Below are 16512 nucleotides of genomic sequence, written 5' to 3' on the forward strand. Positions count from 1 at the left end.
GGCGTCGCGACATGCGGGGCCTATGCAGTCCGCCAACTGCGCGATGTGACGCGTACGTCGATACATCGACAGCCTCGGCGCCCCTCACGATCGCGCGCTGCCTGAGCGGCATCGTGCTGCTCACCGTAGCGACAGTCGCATCGGCGCAGACACCGACGGCGGCCGACTGCAACGCTAAGGCAACGTCGTCCTTACTCGCTTCGGCTGCGGACGGTCGCAGCGATGCCCGGGCGTATTGGCTGGATAGCGCGACGCTGCGGTGGCCTGGCAAATCACCGGGTGCACAGTACCGACTCGCGGCGTCGCGCAACGCCGCGCTGCGGATCGATCGCCATCAGCGGCTGCAAGGCGCGGATCTATCGCTCCCGCTGACGCAGAGCGATGCGCGGCTTACGGGCGACGTAGCAAAGGCGTTCGGTTTCGTTCCCGCCGGCGCGCAGTTTGCGTTGGAACACGACAAAGCCCGCACGGTGCGCAAGAACATCGCCGCGCAATGGTGGATGGTCGAGCAGGACGCCAACGGCCGCGTCACCGATGCGACCTACATCCAATCCCCCGGCCTGCTCGACGCCGCGTTCGATGGCGACCGTGCGACGCTCGGTCCGCAAGTCGAGCGGACCGCGACGAGCTTCGGTGTGTGGGCGCCGACGGCGCGCAACGTTTCGCTGTGCATCTATCCGACCGCAACGGATCCCGCGACCGCGCCAGTCGCCATGCAACGCGACGACGCGACGGGTGCATGGACGACGCGCATCTCCGGTGATCTGCACGGTCACGCCTACCTGTTCCTCGTCGACGTCTTCGTCCCCGGCATCGGCGTTGTGCGCAATCGCGTCACCGATCCGCACTCGGTCACGCTGACGACGAATTCGCAGCGCAGCGTCGTCGAAGATCTTGCGGAGTCACGCAATGCGCGACTCACACCGAGTGGATGGTCGAGTCATGCGCGCCCGCCGCCGGCCGCCAGCAACGTCGACATGACGGTGTACGAACTGCATGTGCGGGACTTCTCCGTCGCCGACACAAGCGTTCCCGCAGAACATCGCGGCCGCTATCTCGGATTCACCGACACCGCGTCGAACGGCATGAAGCATCTCGCCGCGCTGCGTGACGCCGGGCTCAGCGACGTGCACCTGCTGCCGGTCTTCGACATCGCGACGATTCCCGAACAGGGCTGCGTTACGCCCGATGTCGTCCGCGGAGCCCCCGACAGCCCGGCACCGCAGGCGGCGATTGCCGCGATCAGCAAGACCGACTGCTACAACTGGGGCTACGACCCGCAGCACTTCGGCGCACCCGAAGGCAGCTACGCGACCGACGCGAGCGACGGCGCGGTGCGCATCCGCGAGTTCCGCGCGATGGTGCAGGCGCTGCACGCGCTCGGCCTGCGCGTTGGCATGGACGTGGTCTACAACCACACCACGACGTCGGGCCAGGCCGACACCTCGGTGCTCGACCGCATCGTGCCCGGCTACTACTACCGCCTCGATGCAAAGGGCGCAGTCGAGCATTCGACCTGCTGCGAGAACACCGCGACCGAGCATCGCATGATGGCGCGGCTGATGGCGGACACGCTGGTGCGCTGGGCACGCGACTACGGCATCGACTCGTTCCGCTTCGACCTGATGGGCCACCAGCCGCGCGCGGCGATGGAGCGTGCGCAGCGAGCGTTGCGCGATGCGGTGGGCCACGACGTGCCGCTGATCGGCGAAGGCTGGAACTTCGGCGAGGTCGCGAACGGCGCGCGCTTCGTGCAGGCGGCGCAGGGCCGGTTGAACGGCGCCGGCATCGGGACTTTCAGCGATCGCGCGCGCGACGCACTGCGCGGCGGTGGCTGCTGCGATAGCGGCGAGGACCTGCTGCGTCGCAGGGGCTGGCTCAACGGCGCGGCCCATACGCATGCCGACGCGCTGCGCGACGCCGACCTGATCCGCGTCGGCCTCGCCGCCACGCTGCGTGACTACACGACCACGTTCGCAGACGGCCGCACTGCGCCGCTGTCCTCGCTCGACTACAGCGGACAACCGGCCGGCTACGCGAGTGCGCCGACCGAAGTCGTCAACTACGTCGAGAACCACGACAACCTGACGCTGTTCGACGTCGATGCATTGCGTCTTCCGGCGGACACCACGCCCGCCGAGCGTGCACGCGTGCAGGCGCTCGGCATCGCGATCGTCGCGCTGAGCCAGGGCGTCGCCTACTACCACGCCGGCATCGACGTGTTGCGCAGCAAGTCGCTGGACCGCAACAGCTTCGAATCCGGCGACGCATTCAACCGCATCGACTGGACCTATACCGACAACGGCTTCGGCGTCGGCCTTCCGCGCGAGGTCGACAACGGCAAGGACTGGCCGCTGCTCGCGCCGGTGCTGCGCAATACGTCGATCAAGCCGTCACCTGACGACATCGCATGGACGCGCGACGTCTTCCGTGACTGGCTGCGCCTGCGCGGGTCGACGCCGCTGCTGCGCCTTCGCACGGGGGACGACGTGCAGCGGCGACTGACGTTCGAGAACGTCGGCGGGTCGCAGAACCCTGCGGTCATCGTCGGCCACCTCGACGGTGCGGGCATGCGAGGCGCGCGTGAACTGCTCTACCTCGTCAACACCTCGCCCACCGCGCAGACGCTCGACCTGCCGCGCGAAGCGAACAAGCACTACGTGCTACATCCCGTCCTGCAGCACGGCCGCGACGCGCGTGTGCGCGACGCCCGCTACGACCCGCGTGGCCGCGTCACCGTGCCCGGCCGCACCGCCGCCGTTTTCGTCATCGAGTAAGCCATGACCTTTCGACCCGCCCGTCTCGTTGCGCCGCTGCTGTTCGTGCTCGCGACGTCACCCGTGCTCGCGAAAACCGTCGCCAGCGTCGACTCGCCCGGTCACAAGTTGCATGTCGAACTCGACGTGGACGACGGCCGCATCGGCTATCGCGTGTTCCGCAACGGCGCGCCACTGATCGGTACGTCGCGACTTGGCTTCCTGTTCCAGGACGCCGAGCAGATCCAGCGCAACCTCGCATTCACGTCGCAGGCGACGCGCAGCGTCGACGAGACCTGGGAGCAGCCCTGGGGCGAGCGCCGAGTCACGCGCAATCACTACAACGAGCTGCGCACGCGTTTCACCGAGACCATCAACGGCAAGCGTGCGATCGACGTGACGTTCCGCGTGTTCGAGGACGGCATCGGCTTCCGCTACGAATTCCCGGACCAGCCGTCGATGAAGGATGTGCGTATCACCGACGAGCTCACCGAGTTCGACGTGGTGCCCAACGCGACCGCGTGGTGGATTCCGGCCGGTGAGTGGAACCGCTACGAATACCTGTACAACCGCACGCCGCTGCGCGAAGTGAGCCAGGCGCATACGCCGATCACCTTGAAGACCGACGACGGCACCTACCTGTCGTTCCACGAAGCCGCACTCGTCGACTATTCGAGCATGTGGCTGCGCCGCGTCGAGGGCCAGCGCATGAAGGCGCAGCTCGCGCCCGGCAGCGAAGGCTGGAAGGTGCGCCGCATGGCGCCGTTCACCACGCCGTGGCGCACGATCACGATCAGCGACCGCGCCGGCGGGCTGGTCGAGTCGAGCCTGATCCTCAACCTCAACGAGCCGAATAAGATCGGCGACGTGAGCTGGTTCAAGCCGGCGAAGTACGTCGGCGTGTGGTGGACACTGCATCTCGAGCAACACAGCTGGGCCACCGGCGCGAAGCACGGTGCGACGACGGACGAGACCAAGCGCTATATCGACTTTGCGGCGCAACACGGCTTCCGCGGCGTGCTGGTCGAAGGCTGGAACCCCGGCTGGGACGGCAACTGGTTCGCCAACGGCTGGGATTTCGACTTCACCAAGGCGACGCCCGACTTCGACATCGAAGCGCTATCGAAATATGCAGCGTCAAAGGGCGTGCACCTGATCGGACATCACGAAACGGGCTGCGCGGTGAGCCATTACGAGCGACAGCTGCCGAAGGCGCTGGATCTCGACCAGCGGCTCGGCATCGACGTGGTCAAAACCGGTTATGTCTGCGATGCGGGGCAGATCGAACGCCAGGATGTCGAAGGCGGCCCGGTGCTGCGCGAATGGCACGACGGCCAGTGGCGCGCGAACCACCAGCTGCGCGTGGTGCAGGAGGCGGCGAAGCGGCACATCGCGATCGTTGACCACGAACCGATCAAGGACACCGGCCTGCGTCGCACGTATCCGAACTGGATCGCGCGCGAAGGCGCACGCGGCATGGAATACAACGCGTGGGGCAATCCGCCGAATCCGCCCGAACACGAAGCAAACCTGGTGTTTACGCGGCTGCTGTCCGGGCCGATGGACTTCACTCCGGGCGTGCTGAGCCTCAAGGGTCGTAACGGGCAGCAGATGCAGAGCACGCTGGCCAAGCAGCTCGCCAACTATGTGGTGATCTATTCGCCGGTGCAGATGGCGGCGGACCTGCCGGAGAATTACGAGCAGCACCTCGATGCGTTCCGTTTCATCGAGGACGTGCCGACGGACTGGGACGACACGAAGGTGATCAACGGCGAGCCCGGCGACTTCGTGACGATCGCGCGCAAGCAGCGCGGGGCGAACGACTGGTTCGTCGGTTCGGTGACCGACGAGAACACGCGCACGCTCACTTTGCCGCTCGACTTCCTCGATGCCGGCCGCACGTACGAAGCGCAGATCTATCGCGACGGCGACGGTGCGGATTGGAAGACGAATCCGTTCGCGTTCGTAGTCGAAACGAAGCGCGTCAAGCGTGGTGACGTGCTGACGTTGAAGCTAGCGGCCGGCGGCGGCGAGGCGATCCGCTTGAAGGCGCTGAAGTGAGGTCGTCCGCGATGCGATTGCTGTCGACGGTCGCGTTATCGGTCGTTGCCGCGCCTGCCTTAGCGGCGGCGCCGACACAACCGCTTCGCATCGATGATTACCGGATCATGGCGCCCGGCGTCGCATCGACTCCGTTGCATGTTCGTGTATTCGTGCCTGCCACCTGCCGCGTCGGTGCCCTGCCGGCATGCGATTCGCTGTACGTCGACGACGGCCAGGATGCCGAGGCTGTGCATCTCGCCGACACCGTGTCATCGCTCGCTGCATCGGGCGACATCCGCGCACCCATTGTCATCGCGATCGACATGCCGCCCGACCGCATGGGTGCATACGGCTTTTCCGACCGCGCAGCGGGCAAGTCGGTCGTCGCGCCGACCAAGTACGGCGACGTCGGCGCGCGCGCTCAGGCGTACTCCGAGTGGCTGGTGCATACGCTGGTCCCGTTCGTGGACTCGCGCTACGCCGTGCGGCCGTCGCCCGACGCGCGCGCGATTCTCGGCTGGTCGCTCGGCGGTGCGCATGCGTTCAACGTCGGCTGGCAGTACCCCGAGGTGTTCGGGCGAGTCGGCGCCTTCTCGCCCTCGTTCTGGCTGGCGACGGATCGCACCGATGCATCGACGCTGCAGCGCACTCGGATCGCGCAGTCGATGCTCGCGACGGTCGATGCACGTCACGGCTCGCGATTCTTCTTCGCGATCGGCACAGACGAGGAAACCAGCGATCGCGACGCCGACGGCATCAACGACGCCGTGGACGATGTTCGCGATCTGGTCGGCGGCTGGAACGCCGACCCGGGCGGCATGCGTGGCCTGAGGCAGCTCGGCTATCGCGTGACCGAGGACCCGATGCACGACACCGGAAGCAGCGACGTCGCGCTCTACGTGCTCGACGGTGGCCGCCACGAACAGGCGAGCTGGGCGCGCATGCTGCCGGTATTTCTGCGCTGGATGTATTCGCCGCGCACGCCCTGAGCGGCTCCCGAAATCGGCGCGGGTCCACCAGCGCATTGTCGATGCGTTCCTGCGTGCGCGGGCTGTCGTTCTCGCCCGCTGACACTGTCGAACCGGTCGAGCATCACGGAACGGGCGGTCGGATCGCGTCCGACCGGTAAGTCGACGTCGGCGGCGACGATGATGTCGCGCAAACCGATGCCATGTGCTGCCGTCCACGCCTGTTCATGTCGCCGGATGCGCCGTCCGCGCCATGCCATGTCGTCCGCGGCGCGCTGCGCTGTCACGGCACTGCCATGAATACGTTTGCAGGGCAATTTGTGCAGGGAGGACGGCCTCTACCATCGCCGCAGCTCGGTGGACGGTCGCCGCAGCAGCCCGGCCATGCGACGTCGATCGCAGCCGTCCGATTAAGAACCTCTAAGTTCGGGGAGTACCTGGGGATGTTGAATCTGAAACGCAATCTGCTCAGCGTCGCGCTCGCCAGCGCGGCGATGATGCTCGCGTCGGCCGCGCAGGCGCAGACCGCCACGCCGGCGAGCCCGTCGGACGCGCCCGATGCCAAGCAGCTCGACACCGTCACGGTGCGCGGCATCCGTCGCGGCATCGAGCGCTCCATCGACGTCAAGAAGAATTCCACGTCGATCGTCGAAGCCGTTTCGGCCGAAGACATCGGCAAGCTGCCCGACGTGAGCATCGCCGAGTCGATCGCGCGCCTGCCGGGTCTCGCGGCCCAGCGCGTCGCCGGTCGTGCGCAGGTCATCAGCGTGCGCGGCCTGTCGCCGGACTTCTCCACCTCGCTGCTCAACGGTCGCGAGATGGTCAGCACCGGTGACAACCGCAGCGTCGAGTTCGACCAGTACCCGTCCGAGCTGCTCAGCGGCGTGACCGTGTACAAGACGCCAGACGCCGGTCTCGTCGGTCAGGGTCTGTCGGGCACGATCGACATGCACACGGTGCGCCCGCTCAACTTCCAGGAGCGCGTGATCGCGGTCAGCGCGCGCGGCCAGCACAACTCGCTGGGTGCCGCGGGCAACCAGGACGCGTTCGGCAACCGCTTCAACGCGAGCTACATCGACCAGTTCGCGAACCGCACGTGGGGCATCGCGCTCGGCTACTCGCATTCGGATACGCCGATCCAAGAAAACCAGGTCGGCCTGTACGAGCCGTGGTTTGCGATCGGCGCCGGCTCGCGTCCGGACGTTCCCGCGGGCACCTATTATTCCGACGGTATCAAGGCGCTGCGGCGCACCGGTTACCAGAAGCGCGACGCTGTCATGGGCACGCTCGAGTTTCGTCCGAATGACGTGTGGACCAGCACGCTCGATGTGTTCCATACCGAAGCGCACCAGGAAGACACCGCGAACCAGTTTGAGGTCCCGTTGGGCGACTACAACGGCACGTCGGATGACGACAAGACACCCGTGGACGAGAAGGTCCACATTGCAATCACCGGCGCGCAGGTCAACGGCCACGGCACGTTCACCGGCGGGAAGGTCGCCAATCTATATCCGCTCGTGCGCGGGATGTACAACGACCGCAAGGACAAGATCGACGCGTTCGGCTGGAACAACCGGTTCAACATCGGCAGCGTCAAGCTCGACGCGGACATCAGCTGGTCGCGCGCCAAGCGCAACGAGCTCAGCCTCGAGAACAACACGCAACTCGCGCCATCAACACCTTTCGATACGATCGGCCTGCAGATCAACGCCGACAGCTTCTCGCAGATCAATCCGGGCCTGGACTACAGCGATCCGACCGAGCTGTTCGTCACCGGCACGATCTACGGCTCCGGTTACGGCAAAGTGCCGCGCGTCATCGACGAGCTGAAGAGCTATCGACTGACCGCGAACTTCGCCGGTCCGCAGTCGCTGCAGTGGATCAAGGATTTCGACGTCGGCATCAACTACGCCGACCGCGAAAAGGAAAAGCATCAGCCGGAGGGGAACATCAACCTGCCCCCGCCGCAGACTCCCTTCACGATTCCGGGGGACCTGCAGTACGGTCTCGTCGACCTCGACTTCGCCGGCGTCGGCTTGGTCCCGTCGTGGAACGTACCGGGCGTGGTCAACCGCTTCATGACGTTCAACCCGAGCGAAACCGCCCAAAGCTACCTCGTCGCTAAGGCGTGGACCGTGGACGAGAAGATCACCACCACATTCGCGAAGGCGAATATCGACACGCAGTGGGGGAGCGTTCCGGTGCGCGGCAACATCGGCGTGCAGGTGCAGCATGTCGACCAGTCGTCGCGCGGCAACGTGTTCGACGGCACGCGTCCCGCGGGCCAGCAGATCGTGGCGTACACGCGTGGCAAGACCTACACCGACGTGCTGCCGAGTCTGAATCTTGCGTTCTCGCTGCCCGACGACCAGACACTTCGCGTCGCGCTTGCCAAGCAGGTGGCCCGCCCACGCATCGACGAACTGCGCGCATCGCGTGACTTCGGTGTCGACCAGAGCAAGAGCCCGGCGGTGCCGGGCGCGAGCGGCGGCAACCCCGAGCTCGATCCGTGGAAGGCGAACGCGTTCGACATCTCCTACGAGAAGTACTTCGGCACCAAGGCCTACGTGGCCGCCGCATACTTCTACAAGGATCTGACGACGTACATCTACTCGCAGAAGGTCGACGGCTACGACTTCTCCGACCTGCTGCAAGGTTACGTCGTGCCTGCGGGCGGCACCACGCCGCAGTCGACCGGCACGTACGTCGCGCCGTTCAACGGCAAGGGCGGCAAGATGCAGGGCATCGAACTCACCGCGTCGCTGCCGCTCAACCTGTTTACGCCGGTGCTCGACGGCTTCGGCATCGTCGCCAGCGCGACGTACACCGACAGCAACATCACCATCCCGCCGGACGGTCCGAACATCAACAGTGTGGGTAACGCGCCGATCGCGCTGCCAGGCCTGTCAAAACGCGTGTACAACTTCACCGCGTACTACGAAAACAACGGATTCGAGGCACGCATCAACCAGCGTCGTCGTTCCGACTTTATCGGTGAGATCGGCAACTTCAATGGCGACCGCACGCTGCGCTATGTGGTCGGCGAGAACATCACCGACGCGCAGGTCAGCTACACGTTCGGCGACGAGAGCTCGCTCAAGGGTCTCAGCCTGCTGCTGCAGGCCAACAACCTCACGAACGAGGCCTACCGCACGTATGCCGGCACGAAGGATCGCCCGCTCGAGTACATCGAATGGGGCCGCACCTACCTGGTGGGCGTGAGCTACAAGTTCTGATCCTGCTGATCGCGTAACCCCAGCCCCTGCCGGTTCTCTCCGACGGCAGGGGCTTTTTTTTGGTACACGTTCGCTAGCCGATGGAGTCGCCGATGTCCTCCAATGCCGTGCAGGTCGCCGTATTCCTTGCGATGACCGCGCTCGTCGCGCTCGCGACGTGGTGGCGCTGCCGCCGCGAGCGCCACACCGCCGATCGCGGTCGCGATTACTTCCTCGCTGGCGGTTCGCTGACGTGGCCCTTCATCGCCGGCTCGCTGCTGCTCACCAACCTGTCGGCCGAACAGATCGTCGGCATGAACGGCGCGCAGACCATGCTGATGGCGTGGTGGGAATTCGGCGCCGCGGCCGGCCTGCTGGTGCTCGCGCACGTGCTGGTGCCGATGTACTACCGCTACAAGTGCACGACGACGACCGAACTGCTCGAGCGCCGCCTGGGCGATCCCGGCCTGCGTCGCGCGGTGTCGGTGATGTTCCTGCTCGGCTATCTCTTCATCCTGTTGCCGATGGTGCTGTACACCGGCTCGAAGTTCATGGCGTCGATGTTCCATCCGGACCTGCCGATTCTCGCCATCGCGGTTCTGTTCGCGATCGGCGGCCTCGCATATGCGGCACTTGGCGGTCTGCGCGCGATCGCGATCTCCGACACCTACATGGGCGTGGTGCTGCTGGTGATGGGCATCCTCGTCACCGTGTTTGCGCTCAACGCGATTCACTGGGATCTGTCCGACGTGCCCGTGCAGCGGCTCACGCTGATCGGCGCGGCGGATTCGGATATTCCGTGGCAGACACTGTTCACCGGCATGCTGTTCGCGCACTTGTTCTACTGGGGCACGAACATGGTGATCGCGCAGCGCGCGCTCGCCGCACCGACGGTGCGCGAAGCACAGAAGGGCATCTACGCTGCCGCGTTCTTCAAGCTGCTCACGCCGCTGATCGTGGTGCTGCCCGGCATCATCGCGTTCAAGCTGTTCGGTGATGTCGATGACGACGCCTACGGGCGACTGGTCGGCGCGGTGCTGCCGTCGTGGCTGTCGGGTGCATTCGCGGCCGCGATCACCGGCGCGGTGCTGTCGAGCTACAGCGCGGCGCTCAATTCGGCGGCTGCGCTCTACACGGTCGACGTGCACCTGGCGAAGATCAATCCGAACGCGGACGCCAAGCGCCTCGGCCGCATCGTCACCATCGCGTTCACCGTGGTGTCGCTGGCCATCGTGCCGCTGTACACGCACTCGAAGAGCATCATCGGCACGCTGCAGCAGCTCAACGGGTTGTATTCGATGCCGGTGCTCGCCGCGTTCATCGTCGCGATCTTCTTCAACGGCGTGAATGCACGCGCGGTGCGCTGGTCGCTGGTGTTCGGCACGCTGCTGTATGCCTTCTTCACCTTCGGCTGGCCGGCGCTGACGGCGCGTCACCTGCTGTCGCCGCCGCCGCACTACATCCACCTGATGTTCGCGACGCTGCTGGCGACGATCGCGTTCGCGCTGGTCGGCAGCCGCCTGATGGGCGAGGCACGGCGTCAGGCGATTCCCGACGCCGCCTGAGTTCTCCCCGATGCAAACGGGCCGCCGCTTGGCGGCCCGTTTCGTTTCCGGCCCGGCGTTCAGCGGCCAGCCGACGCGAGCGGGCGTAAGCTCGCCGCATGATCCTGGACTACATGCTCGGGCATAGCCCGCTGGTGCTCATCGCGCTCACCGCATTGGCGGTGGTCGCGTTCGCCCTCGCGCAGCTCACGCGTCTTGGCCGGCGTCGCGACCGTCGCCGCTGACGCTTAGGCCGCGCGCAGTGCCGCGGCCTCGCGTGCGAGCCGGCCGACGCGTTCCCAGTCGCCGGCGAGCAGCGCATCCGACGGCACCATCCACGAACCGCCGACCGTCGCCACGTTCTTCAGCGCGAAGTAGTTCGGCGCCTTCGCCGCGTCGATGCCGCCGGTCGGGCAGAAGCGGATGTCGGCGAACGGGCCGCTGAACGCTTTGAGCGCGGTGACGCCGCCCGCGCCTTCGGCCGGAAAGAACTTGAAGCGCCGATAGCCGCGCTCCATGCCGAGCATCAGTTCGCTGGCGGTCGCGACGGCGGGGATGAAGGCGAGCGCGCTGAGTTCGGCGGCGTCATAGAGCTTGGCAGTCGCGCCCGGCGCGATGCCGAACACCGCACCGGTGGCTTCCACCGCGCGGAAATCCTCCGCGCGCAGCATCGTGCCCGCGCCGACCACCGCGCCGGGCACTTCGGTGACGATGGCGCGCATCGCATCCAGAGCGCACGGCGTGCGCAACGTGACTTCGAGTACCGGCAATCCCGCATCGACCAACGCACGCGCCAGCGGCACTGCGTCTTCGAGCCGATCGATCGCGAGCACCGGCAGCACCGGCGCCTGCGCGAGGATGGAATCGACGCGCGCCGCGCGCGTTTCGGGCGTCCAGTTCATCGGTCGTTCTCCGTCGATGCCCGCAGCGCGACGGCCGCGCCGAGCAGGCCGGGTTGCGGATGGGTGATCACGTCGATCGCGACGTTCTCGAGATACGCGGCGAAGCGGCCCTTCGCGAGGAAGCGCTCGCGGAACGCACTCGACCGCAGGAATGGCACGAAGCGCGGCACGATGCCGCCGGCGATCATCACGCTGCGCGCGCCGTGCACCAGAGCGACGTCGCCGCAGACGCTGCCGAGGATCGCGCAGAAGCGCGCGAGCGCGCGTCGTGCGGTGAGGTCATGGCCTTCGAGCGCGAGACGCACGACCTCGGCGGGATCCCGCAGCGTCGGCTGGGTACCGGCGGGACGCTCGGGATCACGCAATACCGCATCGACCTGCGCCAACCCGGTGCCGCACAGCACGCGTTCGGTCGACGTGCGCCCGTGCAGCGAATCGAGCCAACGCGCGATGAGCCGCTCCTCGTCGCCGACCGGCGCGAACGTGCCATGCCCGCCTTCGGTTTCGATCACGCGCCAGCCCGTAGCTTCGTCGCCGATCAATAACGCGACACCAAGTCCCGTGCCGGGCCCGATCACCGTCACCGGCGAACGCGGCGGGCGTTGCGACGGCCCGTAGAGATGCAGCGCATCCTCATCGGACAACGCAGGCACGGCCCATGCGACCGCACCGAAATCGTTGAGCAGCAGCAATCGTTCGAGGCCCAATGCCTGTTCGAGTTCGCGACGACTGAACGACCACGCGCGATTCGTCAAACGGATCTCGTCGGCATTGACCGGCGACGCGACTGCGATCGCCGCGCGCGTCGGCTGCGCACCGACGCCCTGCAGGTAGTGCTCGCACGCGTGCTGCAGCGATGCGAAGTCGCCGCAGGCTAGAGGTCGAATGTCGTGCAGCGACGGCGTCGCGGCATCGAAGTCGGTCAGCGCGAATCGCGCATTGGTGCCACCGATGTCGGCGATCAGGCCGAGATTGCTCATGCGGAGAGTTCCCGGTCGCTGGCGTCCAGCAGGCTGCATGCGCCTTCTTCGGCGCTTCCGACTTCGCGACGCATCAGCGCGAACAGTTCACGGCCGATGCCGGTGCGATTGTTCGAAAGGTCGGGCAGCTGCGGCGTGCGTGCATTCCACTCGGCCTCGTCGACGCGCACGTCGATGGTGCCGGCGTCAGAATCGATGCGCACGACGTCACCGGCCTGCAGCTTCGCGATTGCGCCGCCATCCGCAGCTTCGGGCGTGAGATGGATCGCCGCGAGCACCTTGCCCGACGCGCCGGACATGCGGCCGTCGGTCAGCAATGCCACCTTCTGCCCGCGATCCTGCAGCACCGACAGCGTCGGCGTGAGCTTGTGCAACTCCGGCATGCCGTTCGCCTTCGGGCCCTGCCCGCGCACCACGGCGATGAAATCGCCTTCCAGCAGGCCCGCGCGGAACGCGTCGAGCAGCGTGTCCTGCGCTTCGAAGATGCGCACCGGCGCTTCGATGATGCGGTGCTCCGGCGCCACGGCCGACACCTTGACCACCGCGCGGCCGAGATTGCCTTGCAGACGACGCAGACCGCCTTCGCTGTCGAATGCATCGCTGACGGGACGCACCACGGACGGATCGCGTGACTGCACGGGTGCATCGGCCCAGCGCAATGTCGTGCCGTCGAGATACGGTTGTTTCGCCTGGTCGCGCAGCGTGCCACCGTGCACGCAACGCACGTCCTCGTGCAGCAGGCCGCCGTCGATGAGTTCGCGGATGACGAACGCGACGCCGCCCGCGGCCTCGAAATGGTTCACGTCGGCGCTGCCGTTCGGATACACGCGTGCGAGCAGCGGTGTAACGCGCGAGAGTTCGTCGAGATCATCCCAGTCGATGCGCAGGCCGGCGGCGCGTGCGATCGCGACGAGATGGATCGCATGGTTGGTCGAGCCGCCGGTCGCGGCGAGGCCGACCATCGCGTTGACGATCGAGCGCTCATCGACGACATCGCACAGCGGGGTGTACTCATCGCCTAGCGCGGTGATCTGCAATACGCGCTCGGTCGCGGCGACGGTCAGCGCATCGCGCAGCGACGTGCCCGGATTGACGAAGGCGGTGCCCGGCATGTGCAGGCCCATCACTTCCATCAGCATCTGGTTGGAGTTCGCGGTGCCGTAGAACGTGCAGGTGCCGGGCGAGTGGTACGACGCGGCTTCGGCTTCGAGCAGTTCGTCGTAGCCAACCTTGCCTTCGGCATGCAGCTGGCGGATGCGCGCCTTTTCCTTGTTCGGAATGCCCGACGGCATCGGCCCGGCCGGCACGAGGATGCACGGGAGATGGCCCCAGCTCAGCGCGCCGATCAGCAGGCCTGGCACGATCTTGTCGCAGATGCCGAGCAGCAGCATGCCGTCGAACATGTCGTGGCTGAGCGCGATCGCGGTGCCGAGCGCGATGGTGTCGCGCGAGAACAGCGACAGCTCCATGCCGTAGCGGCCCTGCGTGATGCCATCACACATGGCCGGAACGCCGCCCGCGACCTGCGCGCTGCCGCCGTTCGCGCGCGCGATCGCTCGAATCAGAGTCGGATAGTTTTCGAACGGCTGGTGCGCCGACAGCATGTCGTTGTAGCTGGTGACGATGCCGATGTTCGCGCCGACCTTGCCGCGCAGCAGCGGCTTGTCGGCACCGGCGGCGGCGAAACCGTGGGCGAGGTTGCCGCAGCCAAGGCCACCGCGCGCGGGGCCGTCCTGGCGCATCGACGCCATGCGCGCCAGGTAGATCGCACGCGATGGCGCGCTGCGCTCGCGGATGCGCGCGGTCACGCGCTCGACGGTGGGATGCAGGGACATCAGGGACTCCAGTGGACGTGCACCGTGCGACCCGACGCATGCAGCAGCGCGGCGACCGGTCGCTTCGATCCATCGGCATCGGCGTACGCGGCCTCCAGCACCACGCGCTTGGCGGCGCCGGTCACGACGAGGTGCAGGGCGCGCGCGCGCAGCAGGCGCGCCGCGGTGAGCGAAATGCGCGGGAACGGGGCTTCGACAGGCAAAGGATCGGGATCGACGCGCAGCGCTTCAAGCGTGCATGCGTGGTCGAGCCCGGCCGCCAGTTGGCGCGCGTTCGGGAACAGCGACGCGGTGTGCGCATCGGCGCCCATGCCGAGCACCACGGCATCGAACTCACCCGGATGATCGGCGAGCATCGCGCGTGCATAACGCTCGGAACGTTCCGGATCGCCGTTCGCGGTGGTCAGCGATTCGACGCGCACGGGCGTCGCATCAAAGATCGCGCGAAGTTCGCTGACGTTCGAATTCGGATGATCGTGCGGTACGCAGCGGTCGTCGGTCGGCATCAGCACGATGTTCGATGCGCGGCCGCTGTCGCGCCAGCGCGATGCCAGTGCGCGATAGGCCGGCAATGGCGTGCGACCACCAGCGAGCGCGAGCAGCGCTTCGCCGCGTGTGTCCAGCGCGGTATCCACCGCATCGCCCAGCGTTCGCGCGAGCGCGATCGCCAGGGCTTCACCGTCGTCGTAGGTGTGCTCGATCCAGGCCATCACTCGCGCCAGCTGTGGCCGTTGCGGTCGATCAGTGTGACCGCCGCGCTCGGGCCCCACGTTCCGGCCGGATACGGTTTCGGTGCGACGCCGGCCGCGCGCCAGCCGTCGTAGATGGCATCGACCCACTGCCACGCCGCTTCGGTTTCGTCGCGACGCACGAACAGCGTGCCATTGCCTTCGATCGCGTCGAGATACAGGCGCTCGTAGGCGAGGCGACGGCGCACGCTCGCGAACTCCTCGTGCATGTCAAGGTCGAGTTCGACCGGCGACAACTGCACGCCGCCGCGATCCAGGCCCGGCGTCTTGCTCATCACCTGCAGCTCGATGCGCTCGTCGGGCTGCAGGCGGATCACCAGCGCGTTCGCCTGCGGCGCGGCGCCGAAGATCGAATGCGGCACCTGTCGCAGCTGCAGATAGATCTCGGTGGAGCGACGCGGCATTCGCTTGCCGGTGCGCAGGTAGAACGGCACGCCGGCCCAGCGCCAGTTGTCGACCTGCGCGCGGATGGCGACGAAGGTTTCGGTGCGGCTCGATCGGCCGAGCTCATCGAGATAGCCACGCACGGCCTGTCCGTCGATCGCACCGGCGGTGTACTGGCCCGACACAGTTTCGGTTGCGACATCGCTGCGACCGATCGGCCGCAGCGAACGCAGCACCTTGATCTTCTCGTTGCGCACCGCGGATGGATCGAAATGCGACGGCGGCTCCATCGCGGTCAGGCACAGCAGCTGCAGCAGATGGTTCTGCAGCATGTCGCGCATCGCGCCGTAGTCGTCGTAGTAATCGCCACGACCTTCGACACCGACGGTTTCCGCGACGGTGATCTGTACCTGCTGGATATGCCGCGCGTTCCACAGCGGCTCGAACATCGCATTGCCGAAGCGCAGCGCGAGCAGGTTCTGCACGCCTTCCTTGCCGAGGTAATGATCGACGCGGAAGATGCGCGCTTCGTTGAACACCGCCGCGACGCTGTCGTTGATCGCGTTCGCGCTGGAAAGATCGTGGCCGATCGGCTTTTCCAGCATCACGCGGGTGCCGGCGTCAGCCAGATCCATCGCGCCGAGTGCGCGGCAGATGTCGCCATAGAAACGCGGCGCGGTGCTCAGGTGATAGACGACATCGCCGCCGTTGCGCAGTTCGCGGATGCGCTCGCCGAGCGTGGCGAAGGAGGCTTCATCGCCCAGCGTCGCGGGCACGTAGTGGATGCGTTCGAGCAGTTCGCGCACGACGCTGTCGTCGCGATCGGCGGCGGGCACGAAACGTTCGATCGCCTGCGCGACGCTGCCGCGGAAGGCCGTGTCGTCGAAATCGCTGCGCGCGGTGCCGAGGATGCGCAGCGACGGCGGAAGCAGGCGGTCGCGATGCAGGCCGTACAGCGACGGCAGCAGCATGCGCTGCGCGAGATCGCCGGAGGCGCCGAAGATCGTGAGCAGCGAAGCGGGCGTTGGACTCATGGGCACGGGCATCGACAGGACTCGCAAGCGTACGGCGCGCGCAATGAAGGGTGCGGTGCAAACGATTACAGCCGCTGGGTCGAGAATACCCCGAATGGCAGC

11 protein-coding genes are annotated in these 16512 nt (G+C 66.7%); 6 read left to right on the forward strand and 5 right to left on the reverse strand.

The genetic code is table 11. The annotated features are described in order from the left end of the window. Positions 1-11 precede the first annotated feature (11 nt). The 6 genes from ACVWWW_RS15240 to ACVWWW_RS15265 all read left to right on the forward strand — a co-directional run bounded on the left by ACVWWW_RS15240 (position 12) and on the right by ACVWWW_RS15265 (position 10771). Positions 12-2777 carry an alpha-1,6-glucosidase domain-containing protein gene (locus ACVWWW_RS15240; RefSeq protein WP_081671939.1) on the forward strand — a complete coding sequence of 922 codons (2766 nt, stop codon included), beginning with the start codon at positions 12-14 and terminating at the stop codon, positions 2775-2777. Positions 2778-2780: 3 nt separating this feature from the next. Then, on the forward strand, positions 2781-4817 hold the full coding sequence (locus ACVWWW_RS15245; protein WP_027081664.1) for a glycoside hydrolase family 97 protein: 2037 nt from the start codon (positions 2781-2783) through the stop codon (positions 4815-4817). 11 nt (positions 4818-4828) lie between these two features. Next, positions 4829-5788 (forward strand): alpha/beta hydrolase-fold protein, encoded by a 960-nt coding sequence (locus ACVWWW_RS15250; RefSeq protein WP_081671896.1) that lies wholly within the window; start codon positions 4829-4831, stop codon positions 5786-5788. Between the two features lie 422 nt (positions 5789-6210). Further along, positions 6211-9003, forward strand: coding sequence for a TonB-dependent receptor (locus tag ACVWWW_RS15255; RefSeq protein ID WP_027081662.1), 2793 nt, complete (start codon positions 6211-6213; stop codon positions 9001-9003). A 92-nt stretch (positions 9004-9095) separates the two neighbouring features. Continuing rightward, positions 9096-10547: a solute:sodium symporter family transporter gene (locus ACVWWW_RS15260; RefSeq protein WP_027081661.1), complete on the forward strand. Its 1452-nt coding sequence runs from the start codon at positions 9096-9098 to the stop codon at positions 10545-10547. 98 nt (positions 10548-10645) lie between these two features. Further along, complete coding sequence (locus tag ACVWWW_RS15265; protein ID WP_456953917.1) at positions 10646-10771, forward strand: hypothetical protein; 126 nt, start codon at positions 10646-10648, stop codon at positions 10769-10771. Positions 10772-10774: 3 nt separating this feature from the next. On the opposite strand, the gene eda is transcribed toward ACVWWW_RS15265, so the two are convergent. Genes eda through zwf form a run of 5 tightly spaced genes read right to left on the reverse strand, consistent with a single transcriptional unit; the run spans position 10775 to position 16410 of the window. After that, a complete protein-coding gene (gene eda / locus ACVWWW_RS15270) occupies positions 10775-11428 on the reverse strand; it encodes a bifunctional 4-hydroxy-2-oxoglutarate aldolase/2-dehydro-3-deoxy-phosphogluconate aldolase (RefSeq protein ID WP_027081660.1) in 654 nt (217 codons plus the stop codon). Continuing rightward, positions 11425-12408 (reverse strand): glucokinase, encoded by a 984-nt coding sequence (gene glk / locus ACVWWW_RS15275; RefSeq protein WP_027081659.1) that lies wholly within the window; start codon positions 12406-12408, stop codon positions 11425-11427. The genes eda and glk overlap by 4 nt, the downstream gene beginning before the upstream one ends. After that, positions 12405-14243 (reverse strand): phosphogluconate dehydratase, encoded by a 1839-nt coding sequence (gene edd / locus ACVWWW_RS15280; protein ID WP_036140955.1) that lies wholly within the window; start codon positions 14241-14243, stop codon positions 12405-12407. The genes glk and edd overlap by 4 nt, the downstream gene beginning before the upstream one ends. Continuing rightward, the gene (gene pgl / locus ACVWWW_RS15285) at positions 14243-14953 is read right to left on the reverse strand and encodes a 6-phosphogluconolactonase (RefSeq protein ID WP_027081658.1); all 711 of its coding nucleotides are present in this window, start codon (positions 14951-14953) and stop codon (positions 14243-14245) included. The genes edd and pgl overlap by 1 nt, the downstream gene beginning before the upstream one ends. Then, the gene (zwf, locus tag ACVWWW_RS15290; protein ID WP_027081657.1) at positions 14953-16410 is read right to left on the reverse strand and encodes a glucose-6-phosphate dehydrogenase; all 1458 of its coding nucleotides are present in this window, start codon (positions 16408-16410) and stop codon (positions 14953-14955) included. Before zwf ends, pgl begins: the two co-directional genes overlap by 1 nt. Between the last annotated feature and the right edge of the window lie 102 nt (positions 16411-16512).

The sequence above is a fragment of the Lysobacter sp. HA18 genome, assembly GCF_054057595.1.